This is a genomic window from Actinocorallia aurantiaca, assembly GCF_039533685.1.
Lineage (GTDB): Bacteria > Actinomycetota > Actinomycetes > Streptosporangiales > Streptosporangiaceae > Actinocorallia > Actinocorallia aurantiaca.
In genome coordinates, this window is sequence record NZ_BAAATZ010000034.1 from 176,676 (window position 1) to 188,270 (window position 11,595).

Genomic DNA, 11,595 nt, shown 5'->3' on the forward strand with positions numbered 1-11,595 from the left:
AGCCTGTCCGGTGGTGGAGGAGGGGCCGGCGTGCCCGACAGGTCCGCGGCGGACGGAGGTCCGCTCGTCCCGGCGCAGGAGCGGCCCGCCCGACGCAGCGGCGCGGAGAGCTCGCGCAAGGTGCTCCAGCTGCTGCGGGCCTTCAGCCCCCAGCGGCACACCCGCTCCGCCGCCGAACTGGCCGCCGTGCTGGAGATGCCGATCAGCTCGATCTACCGCTACCTGTCGGTTCTGCGCGAGGAGGGCCTGGTCGAGGAGGCCAGGCCGGGAGAGTACCGGCTGAGCTGGTTGTTCGTCTCCCTCGCCGGCGCCGCCCGGGCCGCCGGGGACTCCCTGGACGTGCTGGCCAAACCGATGCTGCGCTCGATGGCCGAGGCCAGCGGCGAGACCACGCTCCTCATCAAACGGGTGGGCTGGAGCGCCATCTGCGTGGACCGCGTCGAGTCGCCGCACCCGGTCCGGCTGCAGTTCGACCAGGGGCAGCCGATGATCCTGCACCAGGGCTCCGCCTCCCGGGTGCTGCTGGCCTCCATGAAGGAGGCGGAGCGGGAGCGCTACCTGGCGGCGATGTCCGTGCTCACCGACTCCGAGCGCGAGCAGATCAGGGCCGACGTGTCCCTCGTGGCCAGGGTGGGCTGGCTGGAGAGCTTCGGCGAGGTGGACGAGGGGATCTGGGGCGCCTCCGCCGTGATCAAGGACGGCGCCGAAGTGGTCGGCGCCCTCGGGGTCGCCGGCCCCCTCTTCCGGTTGCAGCACGCCGACCGGGCCCGGCTCATCGAACTGGTGATCTCCGGAGCGGCCGAGATCTCCCGGATCCTCGTGGACCGCTCGCACAACGGCTGAGCCCTGATCCACGCGCGGCCCCTTACGGCCCCGCTCGCGCCTTCCCCTTTCACCGGTGACCGGAACCCTGTCTCGCCGGTGTTCGGCATGCCCTGTGTGTCGCGAATGTTTCGCTCGACGGAACGTCGATCTCTCCATTTTGCCAGGTGATCCACCCTCGGGGTGTGTTTGTTGGTGAATTTGTTCCGTTGAGCGGAACGAAAACCCCCTGGCGTTACCAGTTGGTTAAGACCTGTCTAGAAAGCATTGACTTGCCCGGTAGGTGCTGGTTAGCGTTCCCACATCTCGAGTGCATGGTTACCGCAGTGTGAGAGCTGCTAGTTGATGGAGGACCAGTGCTTCTCGGCTTCAACGACTCACGGCCGCCGGAGGACTCCGACGTGACGGTCGTGGGTCTCGGCCCGGTGGGCGCCACGGCGGCGCTCAAGCTCGCCCTGCGCGGGCTGCGGGTGAACGTCTTCGAGGCGGGCCTGGCCGGGGACGGCGAGCTCGGCGAGTCCCGGGCCTCGACGTTCCACCCCCCGACCCTGGAGATCCTGGACGAGCTGGGCGTCTCCGAGGCACTGCACGAGACGGGCCTGGTGTCCGACACCTACCAGTACCGGGACCGCGCCGAGGGCCTGGTCGCCCACTTCGACCTGGCCGAGATCGCGGAGGACACCCGCTTCCCCTACCGGCTGCAGAGCGAGCAGCAGAACCTGGTCCGCATCATCCGCGACCGGCTCGCCGAGCTGCCGAACGTCCGGCTCTTCCAGAACGCCCACGTGCGCTCGGCCGAGACCGACGGTGAGGAAACTGTGGTGAAGGTGGCCGGCTCGGCCGACCCCGGCGCCCCCGCGGTCGAGTACCGGTCCCGCTGGGTGATCGCCGCCGACGGCGCGCACAGCCCGATCCGGCACGCGCTGGACATCGGCTTCCCCGGCATCACCTACCCCGAGCAGTTCCTGGTGGTGTCCACCAACGTGGACTTCGCCGAGCTCATCCCCGGCATCGCCTCGGTCAACTACATCTCCGACCCGCGTGAATGGCTGGTGCTGCTGCGCACCCCGCTGCACTGGAGGGCCCTCTTCCCGATCTCTCCGGACGAGCAGGACGCCGCCACGGCCCTCGACCCCGACGAGATCCAGCGCCGTCTCCAGGCCATCGCCCCCCACCCCGACGGCTACGACATCGTGCACTCCCGGATCTACCGGGTGCACCAGCGGGTCGCCGACCGGTTCCGGGTGGGCCGGGTGCTGCTGGCGGGCGACGCCGCCCACCTCAACAACCCGCTCGGCGGCATGGGCATGAACAGCGGGATCCACGACGCCGCCATGGCGGCCGAGGCGATCCTCGCCGCGGAGGCGGGGGACACCGCCCTGCTGGAGTCCTACGAGGAGACCCGCAGGTCCGTCGCGCACGACTACGTGCGGGTCGTCACCCATGAGAACCGGGACATGCTCCGCGAGGAGGACCCCGCCGAGCGGAAGCGCCAGAACGATCACATGCGCCGCACCGCGGCCGACCCGGAGCTGGCGAGGGCGCACCTGCTGCGCTCGTCGATGCTCGCCTCCCGGATCGCCAGGGGCGCCCGAGCACTTACCTGAGTCTTGTATTCCTACATGTTGAGAAGGAGGATCTCGTGGATGTTCCCGTGAAGCAGCGGTCCCGTGCGAGCCTGGAATTCCTCGGCTCGCTTCAGGGCTACGCCGGCGGCGTGCTCCAGCCCGCGGCCGCCGCGCGCTACGACCAGCTGGAGACCGCGCCCCCGGAGGACCTGGCCGACCGGCGCCGTTCGGTGAACGAGAAGCTCGCCGACCACGCCCCCTGGCTCTACGACCGCCTTTACACCCGGTACGTGGCCGAGGAGATCTACGTCCGCTCCATCCCGGCGGCGGAGGAGTCCCGTCCGGTGATCGAGGAGTGGCTGGACGTCCCCGAGGACGCCCCGGGCTCGCTCACTCTCAACCCCGACGCCAACGTCCCGGCCTACTTCCACACCGGCTTCCACCTGACGACCGGCGGCTGGGACGGCCACGACCTGATGGGCGTGGTCATCCACGACCTCGGCTACCGCTACGTCATCATGCCCGGCGGCGTCGGCGCCGTCCGCACCGGTGAGAACCTGCAGGACCAGCGCACCCAGGTGGCCCTGGAGGCCCCGCGCCGGGACTACGGCACGGTCCTGGAGGCCGGCTGCGGCAACGGGCGCATGCTGACCGCCCTGTCCGACGTCTTCCCCGACAGCAAGGTCATCGGTGTCGAGCTGTCGGAGACCCAGCTGCGCTACGCCCGCGCCCGCGCGGTGCACGAGGGCCGGGAATGGACCCTCCTGCAGGCCCCGGTCGAGGAGACCGGCCTGCCGGACGCCTCGGTCGGCCTGGTGTCGATCTTCACCCTCTTCCACGAGACCCCGCCGACCGCCACCAAGGCGATCCTCCAGGAGATGCTCCGGGTGCTGGAGCCCGGCGGCGACCTGGTCATGGGCGACATCGCGCCCTTCGACCGCAACGGCGCCTTCCGGTCGGTCGTCCTGGACTGGGAGACCGAGCACCGGGGCGAGCCGTTCATGCGCGCCTACCTGCAGCTCGACCTGCCCGCCCTGATGGAGGAGGTCGGCTTCACCGACGTCAAGGCCTACGGACTGAACAAGGGCGACTACCCGTGGATCGTCCGCGGACGCAAGGAGGAGAACCTGTGAGCGGCGAGAACTACCTCGGCTCCGACCGGCTGGACGAACTCGCGCGCATGATCGCCGAGGTGACCTCCGAGCTGTGGGTCCTCAAGGACCGCACCCTGGTGCTGGAGCACCTGCTGGCCGAGCGGGGCTGCCTCGACCCCGCCGCGGTGGACGAGCTGCGGCCGTCCGAAGAGCTCGTGGCGAAGTTGCGCAAGGAGCGCGAAGCGCTCGTCGGGCGCGTGTTCGGGGCGGTCTTCGACCCCGACACCCGGGTGAAGGCCGCGGTCGCGGCCGTCGAATCATAAGGAACGGTAAGTGAGCAAGAGCTTCTTCTCCGGCCAGGGCCGGGCGATCGACCGCAGGAACTTCCTGCGGGGCGGCCTGGCGCTCGGCGGCCTGGCGGCGGCGGCCCCCCTGCTGAGCGCCTGCGGTCCGGGCTCCTCGAGCGGCGGCGGTTCCAAGTCCTCCCTCCTGACCATCGGCACGGTCGTCGTGGACGACACGCTGCACCCGATGCAGGAGCAGTACACGACCTTCCAGTTCAACGCGTTCGACTCGCTGGTGCGCCAGCTGCGCGGCGACACCGAGGCGGCCCCCCGGCTGGCCGAGGAGTGGACGCGGACCAAGCCGACGGTCTGGAAGTTCAAGCTGCGCCAGGGCGCCACGTTCCACGACGGCTCGCCGGTCACCGTGGACGACGTGGTCTTCAGCATCACCGAGGTCACCGCCAAGCAGTACGCCAACGCGATGTTCCTCGCCAGCGTGAAGGACGTCCGCAAGATCGACGCCACCACGCTGCAGATCGAGACCAACGAGCCCGACCCGCTGCTGCTGGCCCGCCTCGGCCAGATCTTCATCGTGCCCGAGGCGCACTGGAAGAAGGTCGGTGAGGACGGCTTCAACGCCGCGCCCATCGGCTCCGGCCAGTTCAAGATCAGCAAGTTCGGGGTCGACACGGGCGTGGAGTTCACCGCCTTCGACGGGTTCTACGGCGACAAGCCGAAGACCCCGGAGATCGCGCTCCGGTACTTCACCGACGCCGGGGCGCTCGCCTCGGCGCTGGAGGCCGGGGAGATCGACGCGGCGCAGAACCTCAGCGCCGAGAGCCTGAAGACGCTGGCCGGCCGGGACGACCTCACCATCGCCTCCGACTTCAGCGGCAACCAGAACATGTTCCAGCTGAACACCAACAAGGCGCCCTTCGACGACCTGCGGGTGCGCCAGGCCGCCGTCAAGGCGGTCAACGCCCCGGCTCTGATGGAGGCGCTCACCTACGGCGCGGGCGTGCTGGAGGACGGCCAGGTCGCGGTGGAGGGCGTCTTCGGCCACACGAAGTCGATCACCCGTCCCGCCTACGACCTCGAGGGCGCCAAGAGCCTCCTCAAGGAGGCCGGCGCGGTGGGCGCGGAGATCGAGATCTTCGGCATGAACCTCTACAAGAAGCTGTACGAGGCGATCGGGGCGCAGCTCCAGGAGGCCGGGTTCAAGCCGAAGATCAGCTCTGTGGAGGTCCCGGTCTGGGTGCAGTCGTTCCGCAACGGCTCCGACGCCCACATCTTCTACCGGGGCGGCTCCTACACCGGCATCTTCGACGCCGACCGGATGTACGGCCACGTCTCCTCGTCCAAGAAGCCGTTCGTCAAGGACGCCAAGTGGGACAAGCTGCTCAAGGCTGAGCGGACCGAGATGAACACCGCCAAGCGCGAGAAGAAGCTCATCGAGTGCGCCCAGTACCTGAACGACCAGGCGTACGTCCTCTACACCTACGGCGCCCCGACCGTCGGCGGTTACCGCAAGGGCGTGAGCGGGTTCGACAACGGCAACGGTCTGATGCTGCTGCTCGACGATGTGGTGAAGGAGGCCTGACCCTTGTCCCCGGACGAGATCGCCGCACCGGTTCCCGACGGGATGAACCCGGACGTCCGGTTGCACCAGCGCGGCCGGGCCGAGCTGGAGTTCCTGGCCGCGCAGCGGGCCGCCCTCGGCCCGCTGCGGGCCCGGGTGAAAGCCCGGATCGAGGCCTCCCCCGAGGTCGCGGCCTGGGCGGACGCGCCGGATCCGCGGATCGGCGATCTGCGCGAGGCGGCCGATCGGGCTCTGGGCGGCTCCGCCGACCAGGCGGTGATCGGAGCCGCGCTGCGCTGGAGCCGCCGTTCGCTGACCCCGCGCGCCGCCGCGGCCTTCGAGGCCCAGCGCGCGGAGCTGGCGGAGTTCGCGGAGGCGCCGGATCCCGCGGCGATTCTCGACCGGGGAGACGAGGTGGTGCCGCGGTACTGGCAGTACGAGTTCCACGGCACCACCGGTGGCTGGGACGGCCACGAGCACATGGGGTTCGTCCACCACGAGCTGGTCTACCGGTACATGCTGGTACCGACTTACGGGGACATCTTCCGGCAGCGGGCCGAGGTGGCGGCGGCGGCTCCGCGCACGGACTACACCGCCGTCTGCGACCTCGGCTGCGGCACCGGGCAGTACACGCTCAAGCTGGCCGAGCGCTTCACGCGAGCCCGCGTCACCGGGGTGGACCTGTCCCTGGCGTCCCTGCGCTACGCCCAGCGCCGGGCCGCCGACCGGGGACTGACCTGGGACCTGGTGCGGGCACCCGCCGAGCGGACCGGGCTGCCGGAGCGCAGCCAGGACCTGGTGACCTCGTTCATCCTGCTGCACGAGCTGCCCCCGCACGCGGTGCGCAAGGTCTTCGAAGAGGCGTTCCGGCTGCTGCGGCCGGGAGGGGACCTGGTGTTCTCCGACGTCGCCCCGTACGCGAAGCGGGCCCCCTACCAGGCCTGGCTGGACGACTGGGACGCGGAGAACGGAAACGAGCCGTGGTGGCGGACCACCGCCACGGCCGATCTGGTGGAGACCGCAGAGGCGGCCGGATTCACCGAGGTGCGCCAGCAGGCCCTCGGTCCCGGCGGCTATCCGTGGGTGACGCTGGCCCGTCGCCCGGCCGAGGAAGAGGAGACGACGTGAGCGAGGGACTGTTGGAGACCGCCTCGGCGCCGTCTTCGAAGGGGGCCCGCGAAGACGCCCTGGTCATGCGGGACGTCCGGGTGACGCTGCCGACGGGCAAGGGCCCGCTGCGGATCATCCGCGACGCCACGTTCACCGTCGCGAAGGGCGAGATCGTGGCGCTGGCGGGTGAGTCGGGGTCGGGCAAGTCGACCTCGATCATGGCCGCGCTGCGGCTGCTGCCCGCCGGGGCGCAGGTGGAGGGCTCGATCATCCTGGACGGCCAGGACGTGCTGGCCATGCCCAAGCGCCACCTGCGCCACCTGCGCGCCAAGCGGGCGCGGCTGGTGTTCCAGGACCCGTGGCGGTCGCTGCACCCGATGAAGCGCATCGGCGCCCAGCTGGTCGAGTCGGCGCGGACGGCGGACCCGTCGCTGTCCCGTGACGAGGCCCGCCGGCTGGCCGAGCAGATGCTGACCAGGGTCGGCATCCCCGAGCCCGCCTCCCGGATGAACTCCTACCCGCACGAGGTCTCCGGAGGCCAGTCCCAGCGCATCGTGATCGCGATGGCGCTGGTGGCCGGGCCGTCCGTGCTGTTCTGCGACGAGCCGACCACGGCTCTGGACGTGACGACCCAGGCCCAGATCCTGGAGCTGCTCCGCGAGCTCAACCGGGAGCTCGGCCTGTCGATCGTGATCGCGACCCACGACCTGGACGTGATCACGGACCTGGCGGACCGGCTGGTGGTGATGTACGCGGGCGAGGTCGTGGAGGCCGGGCCGACCGCCGAGGTCCTGGCCCGCCCGCGGCACCCCTACACCTGGTCGCTGCTGCGCTCCGCGCCCGGCTCCCACCGGCCGGGCGAGCGGCTGCACACCATCGAGGGCCGCCCGCCGGGACCCGGCGAGAAGCTGACCGGCTGCGCGTTCGCCGCCCGCTGCCCGAGCGTGCACGAGGTGTGCCGCTCCGTGCGCCCCGAGCCGCGCCCGGTCCTGCCGGGACGGTCCGCCGCCTGCCTGCTGACCGAGGGGTACGGTCCGATCACCACAGGAGCCCGTGATGAGTGAGCAGTACGTCGCCCGGGCCGAAGGCCTGGTCAAGGAGTTCCGCCTCGGAGGCGGCCGCACGCTGCGCGCCGTCGACGGGGTCTCCTTCGAGGTGCGCCGCGGCGAGACCCTGGGCCTGGTCGGGGAGTCCGGCAGCGGCAAGACCACCGTGGCCCGGATGCTGATCCGGCTGGAGAAGCCCACCGCGGGCCGCATCGACTTCGAGGGCCGCGACATCACCGCGCTGCGCGGCTCGGCGCTGCGCACCGCGGTCCGCCGCCGCATGGCGATGGTCTTCCAGAACCCGTCGACCTCGCTCAACCCCTACCAGCGGGTGGGCGACGTGCTCGCCGAGCCGCTGCGGGTGCACAAGGTCGGCGACGCCGCCGAACGGCACCGCAGGGTGATGGAGATGATGGAGCAGGTGGGACTGGACCCGGCGTTCGCCGGCCGGTACCCGCAGGAGCTCTCCGGCGGCCAGCGGCAGCGCGTCGGCATCGCGCGGGCCCTCATGCTCGACCCGTCGCTGATCGTGGCGGACGAGCCGACGGCCTCCCTGGACGTCTCGGTCCAGGCCCAGGTGGTGAACCTGCTGCAGGAACTGCAGCGTCAGCGCGGTCTCGCCTACCTGTTCATCACCCACGACCTGGCCCTGGTGCGGCACCTCAGCCACCGGATCGCGGTCATGTACCTGGGCAGGGTGGTGGAGATCGGCCCCGCCGCCGAGCTGTTCGCCGACCCCGCCCACCCCTACACCGCGGTGCTGGCCTCGATGCAGCGGGACCCCGAGCACCGGATCGTGCCGACCGGGGACATCCCCTCCCCGGTCGACCGGCCGCCGGGCTGCGCGTTCAGCTCCCGCTGCCCGCTGGCCACCGCCAGATGCGTCGAGCAGGCGCCGCCGCTGGTCACCGTCGCCGAGGGCCGCCAGGCGGCCTGCCACTTCCCGGGCGAGCTGCGGCTCGGCGGAGAACTCGGACATCGCGCGGTGCCCGCGCCGCCCCCGCTCACCCTTCCCGACTCCGAACTGCTGACCCTCAAGAAAGGCGGATGACCATGCCGGGATTCGCCGCTGAGAACCCCGTCCACCTGGAACGTTCCGAACACCTGGACGGGGTGTTCAACGCCCTCATGGAGGTCGCCTCCGAGCTGTGGGTGCTCCGCGACCGCTTCACCGTCCTGGAGGAACTCCTGGAGGAGAAGGGCTCGGTCACCCGCGAGGACCTCGACCGCTTCCAGCCCGGGCCCGAGCTGAGCGCCCGGCTGGCGGCCGACCGCGGCCGCTTCCTCGAGCGCGTCATGGACGCCGCGGCCGCCGGAGGCCCCCGATGATCGGATACGCGGTCCGCCGGCTGCTGCTGGTCCTCGTGGTCGCCTGGGGCGTGACCACCTTCCTGTTCGCCCTGGCCCAGCTGTCGGGCGACCCGGCCGAGCTGATGGCGCCGCCGGACGCCAGCGCGGCGGTGCTCGAGGCGACCCGGGAGCGGCTCGGCCTCAACGAGCCCTTCCTCGTCCAGTACGGCCAGGCGCTGCTGAGCGCGGTCACCTTCGACTTCGGGCAGTCGTTCTCCTTCGGCCAGCCCGCCGCGACGATGGTCATGGAACGGCTCGGCCCGAGCCTGTGGCTGGTGATCCCGTCCCTGGTGCTGTGCGTGGTGGTGTCCTTCGGCATCGGCATCGTCGCCGCGCTGAAGCCCAGCCGCGTCTCCGGCCGCCTGCTCATGGTCGGCGCCTTCATCACCGGCAGCGTGCCCTACTTCTGGATGGCGCTGCTGCTGGTGCTGCTGCTGGCGGTGAACCTGCAGTGGCTGCCGGCCACCGGCAGCGACGGCATGGCCAGCCTGGTGATCCCGGTGCTCGCGCTGACCCTCGCGGCGGTGTCGACCACCACCCGGCTGGTGCGCGGCCAGCTCCTGGACTCCTTCGGCGAGGGGCACGTGCTCACCGCCCGCTCCAAGGGCGTGCCGCCCTGGAAGGTCCTGTTCGGCCACGCCCTGCCCGGCGCGATGCCGCCGCTGCTGGCCTGGCTGGGCATCGAGTTCTCGTTCCTGTTCAGCGCGCTGCTCGTGCTGGAGCCGCTGCTGGGCTACAACGGCCTGGGCGCGCTGCTCATCCGCAGCGTGGGCAACCAGGACTTCCCGCTGGTGCAGGCCAGCGTGTTCTGCATGGCCATGCTCATCACCCTGGTCAACATCGCCATGGACCTCATCGTCCGGCTGATCGACCCCAGGCTGCGCGCCAAGGCGGCGGCATGACCCCCATGATCCCAGGGAGGACCTCATGACCACGGCCACCGTCCCGGTCGCCAAGTCCAAGCCGGTTCGGCGCAGCCGCGGCCGCCTCGTCGAGATCCTCGGCCGGGTCTGGGGCGACACCTCCGGGCGCATCGCGATCCCGATGCTGGCGGTGCTGGTGCTGATCGCGGTCTTCGCCCCGTGGCTCGTGCCGCACGACCCCACCCACCAGAACCTCGCCGCGGCGAGCCAGGCGCCGTCGTGGCTGGGCGGCGAGGGCGGCTACCTGCTGGGCACCGACACCCTCGGGCGCGACGTCTTCAGCCGGCTGCTGTACGGGCTGCGGCTCAGCCTGGTCGTCGGCGTGGTGACCGCCACCGGCGCCGCGCTGTTCGGCCTGGTGCTCGGCCTGATCGCCGGGTACTTCGAGAACGGCGTCGGCATGCTGCTCATGCGGCTGGCCGACATCCAGTTCGCGATCCCGTTCGTCGCGGTGGGCGTCGCGCTCGCCGCGGTCGTCGGTCCCGGCATCGTCAAGCTCATGATCATCCTGGCGGTGTGGGGGTGGGCGAACTACGCGCGGACGATCGTCAACTCGGTCTCCCAGACCAAGCGCATGGACTTCGTCACCGCGGCCCACACCATCGGGGCGCGGACCCCGGCGATCCTCTTCCGGCACATCGCGCCCAACGTGCTCGGCCCGGTCATCATCCTGTGGTCGACCAGCGCCGGCGTGATGATCCTGGTGGAGAGCGCGCTCAGCCTGCTGGGCCTGGGCGTGCAGCCGCCGGACTTCTCCCTGGGCAGCATGCTGTCGGACTCGCGCACCACGCTGCGCCTGGCCTGGTGGGCCACGGTCTTCCCCGGCCTGGCGATCATGTTGGTGGTCGTGGCGTTCAACCTGCTGGGCGACGCGGTGCGCGACGCGCTCAACCCGTCGGCCCGCACCAAGAGCGACCCCGAACTGTGGTGACCCGCCGGTAGTGGTGAAGGAGGAGCGTCGCCGACCATACGGTCAGCGGCGCTCCTTCGGCGTGCGCAGCCAGGCCCAGCTCGTCTTGATCTCCTCGGCGGCGGCGAGCACCAGCTCGCGGTGCCGGTCCACCACCTCGGGGGTGAAGCGGTGCCGGGGCCCGCACACGCTGATCGAGCCGTGGACCTCGCCGTCCGGGCCGAACAGGGGGGCGGCGACCGACCCGGCGTCGGACTGGCGCTCGCCGAGCGACACCGCGGCGCCCGCCCGCGCGATCGAGGCCAGCTCGGCGCGGAGCTCATCGGTGTCGGTGACGGTGTGCTCGGTGAGCGGGGACAGCGGCCTGGACAGCAGCGTCTCGCGCCGGTCCTCCGGCAGGAACGCCAGGATGGCCTTGCCGGAGGAGCCCGCGTACAGCGGGAACCTGCGGCCCACCTCGACGGTCATCTTGACCTCGTACGGGCTCTCGAACTGCGTCAGGTAGACGCGCTCCTCGCCGACCAGCCCGGACAGGGTGCTGGTCTCGCCCGTCTCGTCGCGCAGCCTGCGCAGCACGGGCAGCGCGGCGGTGCGGGTCTCGAACCGCGACAGCGCGCTCGCCCCGAGCGCCACCGCCGCGGGCCCCAGCCGGTAGCCGGGCACCCCCGGGTCGGTCTGCAGCATCTCGCGGGACACCAGGGACTGCAGGATGCGGTGCACCACGGCCTTGGACAGGCCCAGTTCCCGGCTGATCGCGCTGACGCCCAGGTACTGGGGGCCGCCGGCGAACAGCAGGAGCACGTCGGCGACGCGCGCCGCGGTCTCGGTTCCCGAGCCGTCCGCGGCGCGTGTGGCGGTACGTCCCGAAACGCTCTTCTCGGTCACGTGTAGATCCTAAGTCTCGGTCGG

Annotated in this window: 12 protein-coding genes; 11 read left to right on the forward strand and 1 reads right to left on the reverse strand. The window is 71.2% G+C overall.

Translation table 11 applies throughout. The annotated features are described in order from the left end of the window. Positions 1 to 30 precede the first annotated feature (30 nt). The 11 genes from ABD327_RS33460 (at position 31) to ABD327_RS33510 (ending at position 10,707) form a co-directional block, all read left to right on the forward strand. Positions 31 to 843: an IclR family transcriptional regulator gene (locus ABD327_RS33460; RefSeq protein WP_344456844.1), complete on the forward strand. Its 813-nt coding sequence runs from the start codon at positions 31 to 33 to the stop codon at positions 841 to 843. 380 nt (positions 844 to 1,223) lie between these two features. Beyond that, complete coding sequence (locus tag ABD327_RS33465) at positions 1,224 to 2,429, forward strand: FAD-dependent oxidoreductase (RefSeq protein ID WP_344456846.1); 1,206 nt, start codon at positions 1,224 to 1,226, stop codon at positions 2,427 to 2,429. Positions 2,430 to 2,464: 35 nt separating this feature from the next. After that, entirely contained in the window at positions 2,465 to 3,523 is a 1,059-nt protein-coding gene (locus ABD327_RS33470; RefSeq protein WP_344456848.1) for a class I SAM-dependent methyltransferase, read from the forward strand. After that, positions 3,520 to 3,807 (forward strand): hypothetical protein, encoded by a 288-nt coding sequence (locus tag ABD327_RS33475; RefSeq protein ID WP_344456850.1) that lies wholly within the window; start codon positions 3,520 to 3,522, stop codon positions 3,805 to 3,807. The genes ABD327_RS33470 and ABD327_RS33475 overlap by 4 nt, the downstream gene beginning before the upstream one ends. Before the next feature lie 10 nt (positions 3,808 to 3,817). Next, positions 3,818 to 5,368: an ABC transporter substrate-binding protein gene (locus tag ABD327_RS33480; RefSeq protein WP_344456852.1), complete on the forward strand. Its 1,551-nt coding sequence runs from the start codon at positions 3,818 to 3,820 to the stop codon at positions 5,366 to 5,368. 3 nt (positions 5,369 to 5,371) lie between these two features. Next, positions 5,372 to 6,475 (forward strand): class I SAM-dependent methyltransferase, encoded by a 1,104-nt coding sequence (locus ABD327_RS33485; RefSeq protein ID WP_344456854.1) that lies wholly within the window; start codon positions 5,372 to 5,374, stop codon positions 6,473 to 6,475. Continuing rightward, complete coding sequence (locus ABD327_RS33490) at positions 6,472 to 7,521, forward strand: ABC transporter ATP-binding protein (protein WP_344456857.1); 1,050 nt, start codon at positions 6,472 to 6,474, stop codon at positions 7,519 to 7,521. The genes ABD327_RS33485 and ABD327_RS33490 overlap by 4 nt, the downstream gene beginning before the upstream one ends. Continuing rightward, entirely contained in the window at positions 7,514 to 8,554 is a 1,041-nt protein-coding gene (locus tag ABD327_RS33495; RefSeq protein WP_344456859.1) for an ABC transporter ATP-binding protein, read from the forward strand. The genes ABD327_RS33490 and ABD327_RS33495 overlap by 8 nt, the downstream gene beginning before the upstream one ends. Continuing rightward, entirely contained in the window at positions 8,551 to 8,832 is a 282-nt protein-coding gene (locus ABD327_RS33500) for a hypothetical protein (protein WP_344456862.1), read from the forward strand. Before ABD327_RS33495 ends, ABD327_RS33500 begins: the two co-directional genes overlap by 4 nt. Then, complete coding sequence (locus ABD327_RS33505; protein ID WP_344456864.1) at positions 8,829 to 9,755, forward strand: ABC transporter permease; 927 nt, start codon at positions 8,829 to 8,831, stop codon at positions 9,753 to 9,755. Before ABD327_RS33500 ends, ABD327_RS33505 begins: the two co-directional genes overlap by 4 nt. Positions 9,756 to 9,780: 25 nt before the next feature. After that, complete coding sequence (locus ABD327_RS33510; protein ID WP_344456866.1) at positions 9,781 to 10,707, forward strand: ABC transporter permease; 927 nt, start codon at positions 9,781 to 9,783, stop codon at positions 10,705 to 10,707. A gap of 42 nt (positions 10,708 to 10,749) precedes the next feature. Here ABD327_RS33510 and ABD327_RS33515 read toward each other — a convergent pair whose 3' ends face one another. Further along, positions 10,750 to 11,571: an IclR family transcriptional regulator gene (locus ABD327_RS33515; RefSeq protein ID WP_344456868.1), complete on the reverse strand. Its 822-nt coding sequence runs from the start codon at positions 11,569 to 11,571 to the stop codon at positions 10,750 to 10,752. Positions 11,572 to 11,595: the final 24 nt, after the last annotated feature.